Source organism: Actinacidiphila glaucinigra (assembly GCF_900188405.1).
GTDB lineage: Bacteria > Actinomycetota > Actinomycetes > Streptomycetales > Streptomycetaceae > Actinacidiphila > Actinacidiphila glaucinigra.
This window is the reverse complement of sequence record NZ_FZOF01000021.1, coordinates 1-17282: the sequence shown is the minus strand read 5'-3', so window position 1 is coordinate 17282 and position 17282 is coordinate 1. Positions and strand designations below refer to the sequence as shown.

Sequence of the window (17282 nt, the reverse complement as noted above, 5' to 3'; positions counted from 1 at the left end):
CCGAGTCGAACAGCCCTGCTCCCCGCACCCGCGGGGATGGTCCCAACAACGGCACGTTCCAGTACCGCGTCGTCAACTGCTCCTCGCACCCGCGGGGATGGTCCCAAGGCGGAACTGTCGGCCGAGTTCGAGGAGAACTGCTCCCCGCACCCGCGGGGATGGTCCCGGCTCACCTTGCCGGAACCCGTCCGGGATCACCTGCTCCCCGCACCCGCCGGGATGGTCCCACCCCCGCGGGCATTGTCGACCTGTCCACCGGCTGCTCCCCGCACCCGCGGGGATGGTCCCACGCGGTCATGGGCGGCGCCTGCCGTGGCGGCCTGCTCCCCGCGCCCGCGGGGATGGTCCCCACGGCGGCAGTCCGGGCCGATGCCGACCGTTCTGCTCCCCGCGCCCGCGGGGATGGCCCTACGAACGCCGCCCAGTACAAGCCGGTGGTCAGGCTGCTTCCCGCGCCCGCGGGGATCCCGTGGTGCCAAGCCGCGTAACGGCGTTGGTGGTCTGGTCTCCAGGTTGACGGTGGAAGGTCCTCAGTGCGGGCTCCGCGCACCCACACATCCCACGAGCCGCCCCCCCGCGAGGTTCCGTTGGCGGCGTAGAGGCGGATGACGCGAGTTTCCTGTGCGGGGGTCTTGTTGTTTCTATGGTGTGTTCTGATGATGTCGTTTCTGTGATCATTACGTGAAGGGGCGTAGGGGGCGTGGGTGAAGTTGACGGGGCTGAGCGGGCGTTTGGTCGGGCCTGTGCGGGCGGTGTGGGCGAAGCATGATCGGGCGTCTGATGGTTGGTTGCCGTTGTGGCAGCACATGGAGGACAGCGCTGCGGTAGCGGGCTTGTTGTGGGATCGGTGGTTGCCGGCGGCGGTGCGGCGTGTGGTGGCGGAGCCTTTCGCGGGGGATGAGGGGGATGCGCGGCGGCTGCTGGTGTGGCTGGCTGGGATTCACGATGTGGGGAAGGCGACGCCGGCGTTCGCGTGTCAGGTCGATGGTCTGGCTGACGTGATGCGGGCCGCGGGGCTGGAGATGCCCTACCTGAAGCAGTGGGGTGCGGATCGGCGGATGGCGCCGCATGGCCTGGCCGGGCAGGTGCTGCTGCAGGAGTGGCTTGAGGAGCGCTGCGGTTGGTCGGGGCGGTCGACGGCGCAGTTTGCTGTGGTGATCGGTGGCCATCATGGGGTGCCGCCGGAGCCTGCGCAGGTCGCTGATCTGGATGCGCATCCGGAGTTGCTGCGTACGCCAGGCTCCAGCGAGGCGTTGTGGCGGCGGGTGCAGGAGGAGTTGCTGGAAGCCTGCGCGGACGAGTTTGGTGTGCGGGGGCGGTTGGGGGAGTGGCGGCGGGTGTTGTTGCCGCAGCCTGTGCAGGTGGTGTTGTCCGCGATGGTGATCGTCGCGGATTGGATTGCCAGTAACCCGGACTTGTTCCCGTACTTCCCTGCGGAACAGGGCCGTACGGGCGCGGAGCGGGCGATCGCGGCGTGGCAGGCACTGGGGCTTCCCGAACCGTGGCGGCCGCGGGAGCCGCAGGGCAGTGCTGCGGAGCTGATTACTGCCCGGTTCGAGTTGCCGAAGGGTGCGGTCGTTCGGCCGGTGCAGGAGGCTGCGGTGCGGGTGGCTCGGGAGATGCCCGAGCCGGGCTTGCTCATTGTGGAAGCGCCGATGGGGGAGGGCAAGACGGAGGCTGCACTGGCCGCGGCGGAGGTGCTGGCCGCGCGCTCTGGCGCGGGCGGGGTGTTCTTTGCGCTGCCGACGATGGCGACGAGCAATGCGATGTTCCCGCGGTTGCTGACCTGGCTGGACCGGCTGCCGGCAGGCGAGGGCGAGCAGTTGTCGGTGTTGCTGGCGCATTCCAAGGCGGCGCTGAACGACGACTTTGCCGAGGTGAAGTTCGGAGCGCGGGTGGCGTCGGTGGACGTCGACGCGGACGGACAGGTGCCCATGCCGGGGGCGGAGCAGCGGGCAGCGCCGGCGGAACTGGTGGCGCACCAGTGGCTGAGCGGGCGGAAGAAGGGCATGCTCGCATCGTTTGTTGTGGGAACGGTTGATCAGCTGCTGTTCGCAGGGTTGAAGAGCCGGCACCTGGCTTTGCGGCATCTGGCGCTGGTGGGCAAGGTCGTCGTGATCGACGAGGCCCACGCCTATGACGCCTATATGAACACCTATCTGGACCGGGTACTGGGCTGGCTGGGTGCGTATCGCGTTCCGGTGGTGGTGCTGTCTGCGACGCTTCCGGCCGGGCGGCGCCGTGAACTGGCCGAGGCTTATGCGGGTGCGCCCGGTGGGACTGAGGCATTCACGCCTGTGGGCCAGGCTTCGGGCTATCCCCTGCTCACGGCCGTGTGTCCCGGTCATCCTCCACTCCTGGAGCAGCCGGCGGCCTCCGGGCGTGCGGGCTCCGTTCGGCTGGAGGGGCTGGAGGATGACCTTGGGGTCCTGGCGGGCCGGCTGGAGGCGGACCTGGCCGGCGGCGGCTGTGTCCTGGTGGTCCGCAACACCGTGAAGCGGGTGCTGGAGACGGCCAAGGTGCTGCGCGCGCACTTCGGGTCCGAAGCGGTGACGGTGGCGCATGCCCGTTTCCTGGATGTGGACCGGGCCGCCAAGGACAAGGATCTGCTGGAGCGGTTCGGCCCTCAGGCCACGCTGGGCGACGGTCGGCCGACGAAGCACATTGTCGTGGCGAGCCAGGTTGCCGAGCAGTCGCTGGATGTGGACTTCGACCTGCTGGTCACCGATTTGGCGCCGGTCGACTTGCTGTTGCAGCGCATCGGCCGCTTGCACCGCCATGAACGGAAGGACCGGCCCGGCCGGCTGCAGGATCCGCGGTGCTGGGTGACCGGTGTGGATTGGACGGCTGAGCCTCCCGAGCCGGTCCGCGGGTCGCAGGTGGTCTACGGGCGGCATGCGCTGCTTCGTTCGCTGGCTGTTCTTCAGCCTCACCTGGCGAAGGCGGGCCCGGTGGTGCGGTTGCCGCAGGACATCAGCCCCCTGGTGCAGCAGGCCTACGGCCCGCATCCGGTGGGGCCGGAGGGGTGGGCGCAGGCGATGGCTCAGGCGCAGCTGGCCCACGAGCAGGTCCGGGCGGAGAAGGCCCGGGCCGCGGATACGTTCCGGATCGGTGCGGCGGGCAAGGCCGGTCGGCCGATCCTGGGGTGGCTGCGTGGCGGGGCCGGTGACGCCGACGACACCCGCGCGGGCAGGGCCCAGGTCCGCGACAGCCCGGAAAGCCTCGAGGTCGTCGTCGTCGAACAGTGCGGCGACGGTTCGCTGGCGACGGTGTCCTGGGCCGGCGGCGGCCGCGGCGGGCTTGCGCTGCCCACGGACGCGGTGCCTGCGCCCCGTGCAGCGCAGGCTGCGATGGCCTGCAGTCTCAGGTTGCCGCCGGAGGTGGCGCACCCGCAGGTCATTGACCGAGTGATCGCAGAACTTGAGCAGTTCTGTGTCCCGGCGTGGCAGGCGAAGGACAGTTCCTGGCTGGCGGGGGAGCTGATTCTGCCACTTGGGGCGGATTGTCAGACCCGGCTGGCAGGCTTTCGCCTCCAGTACAGCCCCGACGACGGACTTGAGGTGTCACGTGAGTGATGAACAGGGGGGCGGGCCGGACGGCGGGTTGTCGTTCGACCTGACGAGCCGGCCCTGGCTGCCGGTGCAGCTGATCACGGGGGAGGAGGACCTGCTGTCCCTACGCGAAGTCTTCGCCCGAGCCGACGGGATCCGGCGGCTGGCGGGTGACCTGCCGACGCAGGACTTCGCGCTGAGCAGGCTGCTGCTGGCGATCCTCCACGACGCGGTGGACGGCCCGCAGGACACCGACGTGTGGGCCGAACTCTGGGAAAACCGCGATGCGTTTGCGGATGTGCCCGACTACCTGGACCGGTATCGCGACCGGTTCGACCTGCTGCACCCGCACACACCGTTCTTCCAGAGCGCCGGTTTGCACACGGCGTCGGGCGAGGTGTTCTCGCTGAACCGGATCGTCGCTGACGTGCCCAACGGTGATCCGTTCTTCACCACCCGCTTTCCCCGCGTGCAGCGGCTGTCGTTTGCCGAGGCCGCCCGATGGGTCGTCCACGCGCAGGCGTATGACACCTCGGGCATCAAGACCGGCGTGGTCGGCGACCCGCGCGTCAAGGGAGGCAAGGCCTACCCGCAGGGCGTTGCCTGGGCCGGGAACCTCGGCGGGGTCCTGGCAGAGGGCACCACTTTGCGCGAGAGTCTCCTGCTGAACTTGATTGCCGCCGACCACCAGCCCGGCGAGGCGACGGATCGGCCCGCGTGGCGTCGCCCGCCACCCGGCCCCGGTGCGGCCGACGACCTTGCCGCCCGCCCGGCGGGCCTGCGTGACCTGTACACCTGGCAGTCCCGCCGCATGCTCCTGCACGCCGATGCCAGCGGTGTGCACGGCGTCGTCCTCACCTACGGTGACCCCCTGGCGGTGCAGAACATGCAGCACATCGAGCCGATGACCGGCTGGCGCCGCAGCCAGGCCCAGGAGAAGAAGCTCGGCAAACAGCCGGTGTACATGCCGCGTGAGCACGATCCAGCCCGCGCGGCCTGGCGGGGCCTGGAAGCCCTCATCACCCCCCGCGACCCGGACACGGCTCGTCGCGGCGAGCCCGCCTCGGGATTGCGGCCGGGGATTGTGGACTGGATCGCGCGCCTGCAGGCCGAGCGAATCCTGCCCCGCGGCCGGCACATCCGGGTGCGGACCTTCGGCGCGGTCTACGGCACCCAGCAGTCGGTGATCGACGAGATCACCAGCGACACAGTTTCCCTGGCCGTGCTCCTGCTCAGCGACACCGACCGGGCCCTGGGCCAGACGGCGGTGGACGCCGTCGCCGACGCCGACCGCGCCGTACTGGCCCTGGGTGACCTCGCCTTCGACCTTGCCCGCGCCGCCGGCAGCGAATCCGAATCAGGCAAACAGACCGCCCGCGACGCCGCGTACGCCGCCCTGGACGGCCCCTACCGGCTGTGGCTGGACGCCATCGGCGAAGGCGACGACCCACAGCAGCTGCGCACCGCCTGGCAGTGCACGGCACGCCGCATCGTCGCCCGCCTCGCCGACGACGTGATCAACACTGCGGGTGAGACGGCCTGGCAAGGCCGCCTCGTCTCCTCCGCCAAGGGACAGACGTGGCTGAACGCGGACCTGGCCGACCTGTGGTTCCGCTCCCGCCTGAACAAGGCCCTGCCTCTGGCCGCAGACAGCGCCGCCGGAGCCGTACCCGCTCAGAAGGCACCCACGTCCGACACAGCCGGTTCCCTTGACGCCGCCCTCAGCCCCCAGAAGGTGACCACATGACCACCACCGCCACCTCCCGGTCACGTCCCGCGCCGGGCCCGGTCGGCACCCTGGCCGGACGTGAGATCGGCCGCCTGCAGCGCGGCTACCTCGACGACCGTTCCGACGCCGTCGCAGCCCTGGCCCGCCTCCGCCGCGCCGCCGGCAAGGACACCGCCTCCGTCCCGGACCTGTGGGGCCTGATCGACCTCGACCCCCTCTACGGCGACCCCGACCTGCGCCACGACGCGGCCGCCGACGCGGTCGACACCGCCCTGGCGCTGTGGTCCCTACACCAGCAATCCCGCCCCACCGGCATGCACCGCCCCGGAGGCGACGAACTCGGCACCGCCGTGCGGCGCCTGATGCCCGCCAACGAGATCGACGAGCCGATCCGCAAACGCTTCGTCCGCGCCGGCACCGCACCCACCCTGGCCATCCTCGCCACCCGGTTGCGCGACATCACCGTCCTGCTCCGCCGCGAAGACCTGGCCCTGGACTACGCCCTGCTCGCTGACCAGCTCTACCAGTGGCAGCAGCCCGGCGGCCCCGACAGGATCCGCCGCTCGTGGGGCCGCTCCTTCCACGCCGCCCACCGCACCACCCCGACCGACACCGACACTCCCGCTGCTGTTCCCGCCGCTGACATCAAGGACGCCTCGTGACCGCTCGCATCATCCTGGACGTGCACGCCCTGCAGAACGTCCCCCCGAGCAACATCAACCGCGACGACACCGGCGCCCCCAAAACGGCCGTCTACGGCGGAGTCACCCGCGCCCGCGTCTCCAGCCAGGCCTGGAAGCGCGCCACCCGCCGCTACTTCGACGGCCTGCTGGACCCCAGCGAACTGGGCGTGCGCACCAAGCGTGTCGCCGAACTCCTTGCCGAACGCATCACCGCCCTCAACCCCGACCTGCAGGGCCCGCAGGCCCTGGCGGTCGCGGCCGAGGTCCTGCAGACCGCGACCGGCTCGAAGATCGAGCCCCCCAAGCGGAAGGCGGAGGCGGCCAAGAAGAACGGCGACCCCGAGCCCGCACCCGAATCGTCCTACCTGATGTTCCTCAGCGCCCGCCAGCTCGACCACCTCGCCGCCCTCGCCATCGAAGGCGCCGACGACATCAAGGCGTTCCTGAAAGACAAGGACATCAAGGCCCGCGCGAAGAAGATCACCGACGGCCGGCACTCGGTGGACATCGCCCTGTTCGGACGTATGGTCGCCGACTCCACCGACATCAACGTCGACGCCGCCGCTCAGGTCGCCCACGCCATCAGCGTCCACCGCGCGGAGATCGAGTCGGACTACTTCACCGCCGTCGACGACCGCAACACCGACGCCGAACCCGGCGCGGGCATGATCGGCACCGTCGACTTCAACTCCGCCACCCTCTACCGCTACGCCGCGCTCGACGTCGACCTGCTGGAAAGGAACCTCGGCAAGGGCCTGGACACCGACCAGGAACCGGCCACCCCCGTCCGCCGCGCGGTCGAAGCCTTCCTCGAGGCGTTCGTGTCCTCCCTGCCCACCGGTAAGATCAACACCTTCGGCAACCACACCCTCCCCGACGCCGTCGTCGTCAAACTCCGCGCCACCCGCGCCGTCAGCTTCGTGTCCGCCTTCGAAAAGCCGATCACCGCCGACGTGACCAGCGGGCACATGGAGCACGCCTGCGCCCGCCTGGCCGACTACGCCCCCGAAATCGAACGCGCCTACGGCGACGACACCTGCCAGACCTGGGTCCTGCGCATCGGCCCCGCCACCGCCAAACTCGCCAGCCTGGGCACCGAGACCCCCAGCCTGGCCCGCCTGGTCGACTCCGTCGGCGCCGCCATCGCACAGCGCCTGGAGCAGCGCGGATGAGCATCCTGACCCTCCAGCTGGCCGGCCCCCTGCAGTCGTGGGGGGCCGCCGCCCGCTTCGCCCGCCGCACCACCGAGAACGCCCCGACCAAAAGCGGCGTCATCGGCCTGCTCGCCGCCGCAGTCGGCCTGGACCGCGACGACGACACCGGCCTCGCCGAGCTGGCCCGACTTCGCTTCGGCGTGCGCATCGACCAACCCGGCACCCGCCTGCGCGACTTCCAAACCGCCCACCACTTCGACACCGGCGAATCCATGCCGCTCTCCGAGCGCTACTACCTCACCGACGCCGTCTTCGTCGCCGCCGTCGAAGGCCCCGCCCCCCTGATCGACCAGCTCCACACCGCCGTGCGCACCCCCCACTACCTGCCCTACCTCGGCCGCCGCTCCTGCCCGCCCTCCCGGCCCATCGACCTCGGCGTGCACCACGACGCCCCAGACCTGCGCACCGTCCTGGCCGCGGAACCCTGGCACGCCGCCGACTGGCACCAAAAGCGCCACCGTCAACACAGCAGGATCGAGCTGACAGCACACCTGGAAGCACCCGCCCCTGGCGACGGCCAAGGGACCGGTGCCGACACCCTGCGCGACCAGCCTCTCAGCTACGACCCCCGCCACCGCCGCTACGCCCTGCGCCCGGTCCACACCACCACCATCACGGTCACCAACCCCCACGCCCGCCCCCGCGAAGCCACTCCCGTGCCCGCGCACGACCCGACCGGACACCTGGAAGGCGCCTGATGTATCTGACCCGCTTCCGCGTCAACACCGCACGCCAAGGCGCCCGCCGACTCCTGTCGACTCCCCAGGCCATGCATGCCGCCGTCCTGTCCTCCTTCCCTGGCCTGCTGCCCACCAACGAACAGACCCCCCGGGTCCTGTGGCGCCTGGACCACAACGCCACCGCCGAAGTCCTCCTCTACGTGGTCAGCCCTCACCGGCCCGATCTCACCCACCTCGTCGAGCAGGCCGGCTGGCCGGCCGCAGCAGCTTCAGGCACCCCCGGCTGGCAGACCTACGCCTATACCCCCTTCCTGGAACGTCTGGACAAGGGCAGCGTCTGGAACTTCCGCCTGACCGCCAATCCCGTCCACTACGTCCGCACCAAGGACGACCAGGCCACCACCAAGCGCACCGCTCACCTCACCCCCAAGCACCAACTGCAATGGCTCCTGCAACGGCAGGACACCGGCGGCTTCCGCATTCTCGCGAAAGCCCAGGACAAGCACCTCACCGAGCACGGCGACGAACACCAGGCCATCGTCCGCGACCAGCGCAGCCTCGACTTCGGCAAACGGGGCGCTAACGGGCGCGTCACCCTCACCACCGTCACCTACGACGGCCGCCTGGAGGTCACCGAACCCGACGCACTGCGCCGCGTCCTGACCGCTGGCATGGGCAAGGCCAAGGCTTACGGCTGCGGACTGATGACCCTCGCCCCCCTGGGATGACCGCATGAGCACCATCGGCAGCAGACGTGCCAGCAGCCCACGCGAACTCACCCGTGTCTCCGACCGCAGTTCCTTCGTCTATCTGGAACGCTGCACCATTCACCGAGACGCCAACGCCATCACCGTCGAAGACGCCGACGGCACCACCCACATCCCCTCCGCCACCATCGGCACCCTGCTGCTCGGGCCCGGGACCCGCATCACACACCAGGCCATGAGCGTGCTGGGCGAGACCGGCGCAGGCGTCGCCTGGGTCGGCGAACACGGAGTGCGCTACTACGCAGGAGGCCGGGCGCTGTCCCGCTCCGCTGCACTCGCTGAAGCCCAGGCCACCCAGTGGGCCAACCGGCGCAGCCGGCTGGAAGTAGCCCGGGCCATGTACCGCTGCCGCTTCCCAGACGAAGATCCATCAGGCCTCACCCGGCAAGAACTTTTGGGCCGTGAAGGCCGACGGATGAAGGACTGCTACCGCGCCCAGGCCCAACGTACCGGCGTTTCGTGGAATGGCCGCCGCTACACCCCCGGCGACTTCACCTCAGGGGACGCCGTCAATCAGGCAATCACCGCAGCCGCACAGGCCATGTACGGCGTCGCCCACGCAGTCGTATCCGCCCTAGGCTGCTCGCCCGCTCTAGGATTCGTCCACTCCGGCCACGAGATGTCGTTCGTCCTGGACATCGCCGACCTCTACAAGACCGAAGTCGGCATCCCCGTCGCCTTTGACGTCGCAGCGGAATCACCGGAGGACGTCGGGCCACGGACCCGCCGCGCACTCAGAGATCAGATTCACCACCTGCGACTACTCGACCGCATTGTCGCCGACATCCACAACCTGCTTGCCCCAGACGGGAGCGCCTCCAAAGCCAGCGACGATCCTGACGTTGTAAGACTCCATACAGACCACGATCAACGTGTTGCCGCGGGCGTCAACTATGCACTCGAGGCAAGCTGGTGACGATCATCGTGCTCACCAACTGCCCGGTCGGCCTGCGCGGCTTTCTCACCAGATGGCTACTGGAGATCTCGCCCGGAGTCTTCATTGGCAACCCATCCGCCCGGATCCGCGAGGCACTCTGGGACGAGGTACGCCAGTACACGGGCCAGGGCCGAGCCCTTCTCGCTTACACCACCAACACCGAGCAGGGTTTCACCTTCGACACCCACGATCACGCTTGGCACCCGATAGATCATGAAGGCCTCACCCTCATCCGACGCCCCAAGGCGCCAGGCCCCTCCAACACCAAGGCACCGCAGCCAGGGTGGAGCAAGGCCGCCAAGCGGCACCGCTTCGGTCGCCGCTGAGTGCAAACCACCCCGCATGGAGGCTTTTGAGTGTTATGTCGGTATCTGAAGAAGTGCTAAAAACCACTGCCTGCCGCCGATAAAGGCGCAGGTCCCACAGTCTGCTCCCCGCACCCGCGGGGATGGTCCTTACGTGCCCGGAAGCACCGGGTGGACGATCAACTGCTCCCCGCACCCGCGGGGATGGTCCCTGACCAAGGATATTGCGATCGGCGCCACCGCGCTGCTCCCCGCACCCGCGGGGATGGTCCCTCGACATATGACTTCGGCACAACCCCCAGTAACTGCTCCCCGCACCCGCGGGGATGGTCCTTCCCGCTGGCATCCCGAAGTCACCGACGCCCAGCTGCTCCCCGCACCCGCGGGGATGGTCCCACCCCCTGCACTGACAGCCGGGCCCGCCCGGACTGCTCCCCGCACCCGCGGGGATGGTCCCACCCGCTTGACTGACACCGGGACCGCCCCGGAACTGCTCCCCGCACCCGCGGGGATGGTCCCTACGTGAAGCAGATCCTTCGGCGCACCCCCGACTGCTCCCCGCACCCGCGGGGATGGTCCCTTCCTCAAGGGCGGGGCCCCGCGGGTCAAGCACTGCTCCCCGCACCCGCGGGGATGGTCCCGGTGGCGATCCCCTCGTCCACAGGGTCGGCGACTGCTCCCCGCACCCGCGGGGATGGTCCCACTGCGCCGCCGGTGCCGGGCATGTGCCGTAGCTGCTCCCCGCACCCGCGGGGATGGTCCCCGACCGCGCCGCGGCCAGCCTCCGTCACCTCGCTGCTCCCCGCACCCGCGGGGATGGTCCCAGCGCCTACACCCGGCAGGGCGACACCTTCGACTGCTCCCCGCACCCGCGGGGATGGTCCCAGACATAGGGGTGACCCTTCCTGAGTGTGTGTCTGCTCCCCGCACCCGCGGGGATGGTCCCAAGAGCCTGCAGGGGCGCTGACATGGCCGCCACTGCTCCCCGCACCCGCGGGGATGGTCCCGGGTCGGGCCTCCTCTCCATCTCACCCGATTGCTGCTCCCCGCACCCGCGGGGATGGTCCCGCCGGCACCGTGCTGGTGATGGTCCGGGTGATCTGCTCCCCGCACCCGCGGGGATGGTCCCCCCCTCACCAAGCGCGCGACGGGGTTCCTGACCTGCTCCCCGCACCCGCGGGGATGGTCCCAGCCGGTCGGCCTGCCCGTTCGCCGTGCCCGACTGCTCCCCGCACCCGCGGGGATGGTCCAAGGACGCCGGAGAGTGGGTTGCGGATCCGGAGCTGCTCCCCGCACCCGCGGGGATGGTCCCTTCACGCCGGACGACGGCCCGGAGGCCGACTCCTGCTCCCCGCACCCGCGGGGATGGTCCCCGTCAACCGAGGTGAGAGCGCCAGTTGGGCCTTCTGCTCCCCGCACCCGCGGGGATGGTCCCGTCTGGAAAGCCGACCCCGACACCGGGCAGTGCTGCTCCCCGCACCCGCGGGGATGGTCCCTCTTCCTCCTGCTCGCGGGCCCCCGCGCGGTCCTGCTCCCCGCACCCGCGGGGATGGTCCTTCAGCACATCGGCGGTTGGCAGGTGGCCGATGCTGCTCCCCGCACCCGCGGGGATGGTCCCGCGCCTACGACCTTCTCGGTCTGCCGACCGGGCTGCTCCCCGCACCCGCGGGGATGGTCCCCATGATGGAACGCCTCCGCATCCTCCAGATCCCTGCTCCCCGCACCCGCGGGGATGGTCCTATGGCGAAGTCCCTGAAGACCCGGCTTGCGAACTGCTCCCCGCACCCGCGGGGATGGTCCCGCGGACTTCACCTTGCGGCCCTTCTCGCTGGTCTGCTCCCCGCACCCGCGGGGATGGTCCCCCGGGGCGGGCTGGCAGCCCTGAGCGCCCGTCCTGCTCCCCGCACCCGCGGGGATGGTCCCGCCAAGACTGGCCGCAGGGCGTCGCCTACCAGCTGCTCCCCGCACCCGCGGGGATGGTCCCGCGGGCGGGACGGGATTACCGGCCTCGGCCTGCTGCTCCCCGCACCCGCGGGGATGGTCCCTTGGGGAAGACTTCGGCGATGCGCTCGAGAGTCTGCTCCCCGCACCCGCGGGGATGGTCCCTGCCGCTCCACCGGCGCCCAAAACTGAAGACGCTGCTCCCCGCACCCGCGGGGATGGTCCCGTATCGGGGAAGCCATGGCGCCTACCACCGCTCTGCTCCCCGCACCCGCGGGGATGGTCCCATCTGGTAGTCCGACGTCGCAGCCACCTCTTCCTGCTCCCCGCACCCGCGGGGATGGTCCCTACCGGGCCCTGATGGCCGACCTGCGCAAGGTCTGCTCCCCGCACCCGCGGGGATGGTCCCGCGTGGGACCGCGACCGGCACATCGTGGCCGCCTGCTCCCCGCACCCGCGGGGATGGTCCCTCATTGAAGTCCTGCAGCGCGCTCCACGCCTTCTGCTCCCCGCACCCGCGGGGATGGTCCCCCCGAGCCGGGGGGTAGCGGCTCGGGGGTTCCGGGGGAGGTGCTGCTCCCCGCACCCGCGGGGATGGTCCCGTTCCGAGATAAGTGATCGCGGACGCGAGGACACTGCTCCCCGCACCCGCGGGGATGGTCCCGCGCTCCGGCTGCACAAGCAGCACTGCGAAACCTGCTCCCCGCACCCGCGGGGATGGTCCCATCAGTGATCACACGTACCACAAGGTCCGGGCCTGCTCCCCGCACCCGCGGGGATGGTCCCCGAGATGCTCGAACACCTCGCGCGGGAGAAGGCTGCTCCCCGCACCCGCGGGGATGGTCCCCTCCGCACCGCGACCGCGCCGCTGCCCGTCACCTGCTCCCCGCACCCGCGGGGATGGTCCCGGTCGCAGCTCCGAACCAGCCAATACGGGCAACTGCTCCCCGCACCCGCGGGGATGGTCCCGTGTGGAGCTCGAAGAGCGAACTGTGGGCGGTCTGCTCCCCGCACCCGCGGGGATGGTCCCGCCATCGGCCCTGCCTACCGCTTCATGTGGGACTGCTCCCTGCACCCGCGGGGATGGTCCCGCCGCGAACATCGTCCGCGCCATCGTCCAGTCCTGCTCCCCGCACCCGCGGGGATCTTCCCCATCCCTCAACGGGCCATTACCGGCCCGGATTCTGCTCCCCGCACCCGCGGGGATGGTCCCACCACCCAGGTCGCCGCGATGCTCGGCTTCAACTGCTCCCCGCGCCCGCTGGGATGGTCCCGACGGCGGCGAGGATGCCGATGACGCTCGGGCCTGCTCCCCGCACCCGCGGGGATGGTTCCGCGTAGTAAACCGCGGTGCCGTTCTCCTCAAGCTGCTCCCCGCACCCGCGGGGATGGTCCCCAGGCCCCAGCCCTGCAGGACCAGCTGCAGGACTGCTCCCCGCACCCGCTGGGATGGTCCCTCGTAGGTGCACCAGACACCGTTCTGGCCGTGCTGCTCCCCGCACCCGCAGGGATGGTCCCGACGCGGCTACCTCTGCGAGCTTGCCCTCGACCTGCTCCCCGCACCCGCGGGACGCTTCTGAAGGAACGTGAACTGCCGCGGGATGGGATGGGCCGCCTCCGGCCTCCAGACCGACACGGTCCTCCGGCTGCTCCCTGCGCCCGCGGGGATGGTCCCAGGCCGGCTACGAGGATGCCGAGCGTGATGACCTGCTTCCTGCGCCCGCGGGTTTGGTCCCGAAGTCCTCGACGCGAGCGGCGCCAGATCCGCATCCCTCTGCTCCCCGCGCTCGCGGGTTGGTTCCGTGGGCCCCACGCGCTGAGGGCGGCGAGTGCCCGCTTCTTGTGTCTGCGGGGTGGTCCCGTCGTGCGTGTTTGCCGGGGTCGAGACGAAGCGTCGAATGCTCCGCAGCTACGCAGACAGTTGCTCTATGTGACGCCGCAGCCGCGTGCATCAAGGCGGTCGGTGCCCTGCATGCGGGCATCAAAAACCTGGATGCGAGAGATCGGGCGCGGCGCTACTGGCGGTGGTGCTGGAGCCGTTGGTGTGTTTGCTCGTGATGCCGCGCGCTGGCCCACCTGGACTGCCGTGAGGGGTGGCGGGTCCCGTTGCCGGAGCTGGGTGCCACACTCGAAGAGGGTCCCGGAACGCTTCCCCGCGTGAAGGGGCCCGGTGCCATCTGACGGCACAGCCAGGCCCCCGCCGACCTACGACCGGCGGGGGCCTCGTCACGGCTGGAGGCGAACTGCAGCCTTCGAGAACACGTGCTCGGAGCTCGAGGTCGACTGCTCCCTGGGCCGCAGAGATGGTCCGAGTTCCCGTGCCGGGCGCTGCTCCCCGCGTCCGCAGCGATGGTCCCGACAACGTGCGCGCGATCGCCGCGCAGAACCTCTGCTCCTCGCGTCTGTGGGGATGGCCGCGACAACTGCTGTGACGGGCTTTGAACAGCAGCGGCACGCTAACGAACTGGGTGAAGGATCTGTGGTCTGGGTTCGCGTTACGCGGATGGATTGGCCGGCGGTGGTGTGTCGGAGACGAAGGTGCCGAGTCCGACTTCTCCGCGGGTCCATCCTTGTTCGCGAACGTGCTTCATGGCTTTGGCCGCGGTCGCGTTCACCACGTCAAACTCTTGTGCGATTTCCAGGGTGGACGGTACGCGGCTGCCGGGCGGGTAGGTGCCGTCCTGGATTCGCTGGATGATCTCCGCTGCGATCTGTCGCCACAGCGGGCGTGTGCGGTCAAGCTCCATGATCCCAGCGTGGGTACCCGCGGTCTTCCGTGCATCCGTAGATAACCGTGGATAACTACGAGTACTGTGGGGTGTGCCAGATGTGAATTGCCCTCTGGGCGGCCGGGTGGGGGCCGCGTCCTGGGGGCTGTCCGAAGATTGGAGCTTCGGCTATGGCAGACGTTTTCGCCGCGGTATTTGCGCGCTTCCTGCCGGCTCGGGGTCGTCGTCGCGCGGCGCCCGCGCCGTCGGCGGAGCAGGCCTGGGGTGAGCGGGGCGCGTTGCTGGTCTGTCGTTCCCGGCGTGCGGCGGAGGTGTTCGCTGTGGACAGCCTGCCGCTGGTGCCCCGTTGCGTCGTGCACCACGAGCGGGCGGAGGAATTGCGGCGGCAGCGGGAACGGCGGCGTGCTCCTGCGTCGTCGGCTATGGGTCAGGACATGCCGGAGCGTGTGGCATGAGTGAAGGGATCGCCGGGCTGCGGCTTCTTCCGTGGACGGACCCCGCAGGCAAGCCCGCTTATACCCCGGATGGCAATCCGACCGGGCTCATTGCGCAAATGGCCGACGACGCGGAGCACCAGCAGATCACGCGCGCGTCGGCTGTGCTGTCCGACGTGGTCGAACTGCTGCGCACGACCAAGGAAGCGCCGCGCCTGATCAACGAACCTTCCCGCATTGTCCTGACCGCAGCGTGCGAGGCGCTGACGAACGTGCTGCGCGTCGCTGTGTCCCGCGGGATGCGGCTGCCGGGGTACGACCGTGACGAGATTCCGGAGAACGAGTGGACATGGCCTCCCCGCTCGTCGCACCCGGGAGAGAGCCCTGCGGAGTCCGGCAATGGGTGATGACGCCTGGACGTGCGCACCGTGGCCCGAAGTCGTTGCGTCGCTGCTGGTTGAGATGGCCGCCCTTCGCCCGTTGATGACGCTGCGGGTCTCGTACGACGGTGGGCGGACGTGGGGCCGCACGGTGGAGACGACGCGTCACGATCACCTGCCGCCGATGGCCTCGCAGATGTGGCCTGCGTGTGCGTGCGTTGAGTGTGTTCCGGGTAACCGATGGCGGCAGGCGGGCTGAACGCAAACGGGCCCCGCATTGGCCAGCCATGAGGCTCGGTCCGTGCGGGGCTCATTCGTTCGCGCGGGTGTATCAGTCCGACGTCGCGCCGGCCGTCCGCTGCGGCACCATGTTGACCAGGGATAAATGGGCTTCTACAGCCACCCGGCAGCGTAGGGATGGCCTCCAAGCTCGGGGCCTGTCTGTCACCGCTCCTGAGCGGTTTCTGGTTCCATCATGCGCTCATGGGCTCGTTTGACGATGCGTTCCCATTTCCAGGCGGGTTCGCCGTGGATGGTGGCGAGTTTTGCGCCGGCGCCGTGGTGGTGGCCGTGTTCGCGCAGGTAGGTGATGGCGGTTTGGATGCGTTGTTCGGTTTCGGGTCTGGGTCCGCGGTGCTGGGGTGTGCCGGTGGGGCGGCCGGCGAGGCCGGTGCCGTCGCCGGTGCGGCGTCGGTCGAAGTCCTGCAGGTCGCCGCGGCGGAAGCCGGGGATCTGCCGGCCGGTGGGTCCGGCGACGGTGCCGGCCGGGGCGGGGAAGTAGCCGGTGTCCATGCTCAGGTACTTGCGGATGGCGCCGGCGTTTGCGAAGCCGAGGAGCTCGGCGGCTTGGTTGATTGAGAGTACGTCGTCGGGGTGGCCTTCGTGGAGTGCCGGGTCGGTGGGGAGCACTTTCTTCTTCTTGCGTTCCTGGTGGGCGGCGTAGAAGCGCTCGAACTCTTCCTGGTCGTAGAAGTCGACGCGCTCGATCGTGACGGCCTTCTCGGGGTGACGGGCGTCCTCGGGCTGGTCGGCGCGTTTGGTGTACCAGAGGGTGATCGTGGGGCGGCTGGCGCCGGTCCGCTCGGTGATCCAGTCGCGGTTGACCACGGGTCGGCCGTTGAAGGTGCGGATTTCGGGGTGGGGCTGCTTGGCCATGCCGTGGGGCCTCCGCGGGCTCTGGTGGGATGGGCTGCCGGCACGGGCGCGGCGCCCGTACACTGCAGGTACTCCTTCCATTGGTGGGTTGGAGTACCGATGGCCGGTGGGACGTTCGGCCGGGGTTGCCGCCCGGGGCCGACACCTCTTGAGGTGTTCTCGCCGGCCATCATTACGCCTGCCGTCCCCGTAGTCGACACTTGTAATGATGCACTTGCGTGTGGGGGCTGTCAACGTCGCAGCCTTTGCCTGTCCGGTGCCGGTGTACTCCGTGGAGACGTCTTAGCAGCCGAAGGCCAGGAGCGGTTCGCGCCCTGGCCGGCCCGCTTGTATCCGGCCTGGTTTTAGAGCCGGGGATCGAGGACTTCGGACTGGAAAGGCGGCGGACAGTCCTGTCTTCCTTGCGTGAAGGGCGTGCTGTGCTGTGAAGCGGGCCGGGCATACGTGGAGCCGATCGCCCGGGCTGTGTGCGTTATGCGGGGACGGGGTCGGCTTCGTCGGGGTTGAGGATTGCGGGCCATCGGGGTTCGGTTTGTGGGGTGCGGCGGTGGCGGATTGCGGCGTCGCGTAGGCCTGCGAGTGCTTCGTCGCGGTAGGGGCTGGTGGCCAGTGCGGTTTCGGCGGTGGTGCGGAGGTCTTCGTCACGGCGGTGGGCGGCGGCGAGGTCGAGAGCTTTTTGGAGTGTCGACTTTCTCTCTAGTTACGACATGCTCGATGTGCTGACCTTGGGTATTTGAGTTACGTATATGTAGCTCTGGTCTACCGTCTGACCTGGTG

11 protein-coding genes and 1 CRISPR repeat array are annotated in these 17282 nt (G+C 69.8%); of the genes, 9 read left to right on the top strand and 2 right to left on the bottom strand.

Annotated features, from left to right (window positions below):
* The first annotated feature begins 806 nt into the window (after nucleotides 1-806).
* Genes CHF15_RS30605 through cas2e form a run of 8 tightly spaced genes read left to right on the top strand, consistent with a single transcriptional unit; the run spans nucleotide 807 to nucleotide 9887 of the window.
* A complete protein-coding gene (locus CHF15_RS30605) occupies nucleotides 807-3575 on the top strand; it encodes a CRISPR-associated helicase/endonuclease Cas3 (protein ID WP_089227255.1) in 2769 nt (922 codons plus the stop codon).
* A 28-nt stretch (nucleotides 3576-3603) separates the two neighbouring features.
* Nucleotides 3604-5298, top strand: coding sequence for a type I-E CRISPR-associated protein Cse1/CasA (gene casA, locus CHF15_RS30600; RefSeq protein WP_089227151.1), 1695 nt, complete (start codon nucleotides 3604-3606; stop codon nucleotides 5296-5298).
* Nucleotides 5295-5942 carry a type I-E CRISPR-associated protein Cse2/CasB gene (gene casB, locus CHF15_RS30595; RefSeq protein WP_089227150.1) on the top strand — a complete coding sequence of 216 codons (648 nt, stop codon included), beginning with the start codon at nucleotides 5295-5297 and terminating at the stop codon, nucleotides 5940-5942. The genes casA and casB overlap by 4 nt, the downstream gene beginning before the upstream one ends.
* A complete protein-coding gene (cas7e, locus tag CHF15_RS30590; protein WP_089227149.1) occupies nucleotides 5939-7135 on the top strand; it encodes a type I-E CRISPR-associated protein Cas7/Cse4/CasC in 1197 nt (398 codons plus the stop codon). The genes casB and cas7e overlap by 4 nt, the downstream gene beginning before the upstream one ends.
* Nucleotides 7132-7875 carry a type I-E CRISPR-associated protein Cas5/CasD gene (gene cas5e, locus CHF15_RS30585; RefSeq protein ID WP_089227148.1) on the top strand — a complete coding sequence of 248 codons (744 nt, stop codon included), beginning with the start codon at nucleotides 7132-7134 and terminating at the stop codon, nucleotides 7873-7875. Before cas7e ends, cas5e begins: the two co-directional genes overlap by 4 nt.
* On the top strand, nucleotides 7875-8585 hold the full coding sequence (gene cas6e / locus CHF15_RS30580; RefSeq protein WP_089227147.1) for a type I-E CRISPR-associated protein Cas6/Cse3/CasE: 711 nt from the start codon (nucleotides 7875-7877) through the stop codon (nucleotides 8583-8585). The genes cas5e and cas6e overlap by 1 nt, the downstream gene beginning before the upstream one ends.
* 4 nt (nucleotides 8586-8589) lie before the next feature.
* On the top strand, nucleotides 8590-9540 hold the full coding sequence (gene cas1e, locus CHF15_RS30575) for a type I-E CRISPR-associated endonuclease Cas1e (protein WP_089227146.1): 951 nt from the start codon (nucleotides 8590-8592) through the stop codon (nucleotides 9538-9540).
* Nucleotides 9537-9887 (top strand): type I-E CRISPR-associated endoribonuclease Cas2e, encoded by a 351-nt coding sequence (gene cas2e / locus CHF15_RS30570; protein WP_089227145.1) that lies wholly within the window; start codon nucleotides 9537-9539, stop codon nucleotides 9885-9887. The genes cas1e and cas2e overlap by 4 nt, the downstream gene beginning before the upstream one ends.
* A gap of 101 nt (nucleotides 9888-9988) precedes the next feature.
* A CRISPR array of direct repeats spans nucleotides 9989-13325; the repeat unit is 29 nt; unit sequence CTGCTCCCCGCACCCGCGGGGATGGTCCC.
* Between the two features lie 977 nt (nucleotides 13326-14302).
* On the opposite strand, the gene CHF15_RS30565 is transcribed toward cas2e, so the two are convergent.
* Nucleotides 14303-14554 (bottom strand): GntR family transcriptional regulator, encoded by a 252-nt coding sequence (locus CHF15_RS30565; RefSeq protein WP_089227144.1) that lies wholly within the window; start codon nucleotides 14552-14554, stop codon nucleotides 14303-14305.
* A 433-nt stretch (nucleotides 14555-14987) separates the two neighbouring features.
* Between CHF15_RS30565 and CHF15_RS30560 the strand changes: the two genes are divergently transcribed.
* Complete coding sequence (locus CHF15_RS30560) at nucleotides 14988-15377, top strand: hypothetical protein (RefSeq protein ID WP_143681661.1); 390 nt, start codon at nucleotides 14988-14990, stop codon at nucleotides 15375-15377.
* Nucleotides 15378-15794: 417 nt separating this feature from the next.
* On the opposite strand, the gene CHF15_RS30550 is transcribed toward CHF15_RS30560, so the two are convergent.
* On the bottom strand, nucleotides 15795-16505 hold the full coding sequence (locus CHF15_RS30550; RefSeq protein WP_089227141.1) for a hypothetical protein: 711 nt from the start codon (nucleotides 16503-16505) through the stop codon (nucleotides 15795-15797).
* Nucleotides 16506-17282 lie beyond the last annotated feature (777 nt).

Bases quoted from the DNA above. Each gene is read 5' to 3' on its own strand.
- CHF15_RS30605 (WP_089227255.1), top strand. From the start codon at position 807: ATGGAGGACAGCGCTGCGGTAGCGGGCTTGTTGTGGGATCGGTGGTTG.
- casB (WP_089227150.1), top strand. From the start codon at position 5,295: ATGACCACCACCGCCACCTCCCGGTCACGTCCCGCGCCGGGCCCGGTC.
- cas5e (WP_089227148.1), top strand. From the start codon at position 7,132: ATGAGCATCCTGACCCTCCAGCTGGCCGGCCCCCTGCAGTCGTGGGGG.
- cas6e (WP_089227147.1), top strand. From the start codon at position 7,875: ATGTATCTGACCCGCTTCCGCGTCAACACCGCACGCCAAGGCGCCCGC.
- cas1e (WP_089227146.1), top strand. From the start codon at position 8,590: ATGAGCACCATCGGCAGCAGACGTGCCAGCAGCCCACGCGAACTCACC.
- CHF15_RS30565 (WP_089227144.1), bottom strand. From the start codon at position 14,554: ATGGAGCTTGACCGCACACGCCCGCTGTGGCGACAGATCGCAGCGGAG.
- CHF15_RS30560 (WP_143681661.1), top strand. From the start codon at position 14,988: ATGAGTGAAGGGATCGCCGGGCTGCGGCTTCTTCCGTGGACGGACCCC.
- CHF15_RS30550 (WP_089227141.1), bottom strand. From the start codon at position 16,505: ATGGCCAAGCAGCCCCACCCCGAAATCCGCACCTTCAACGGCCGACCC.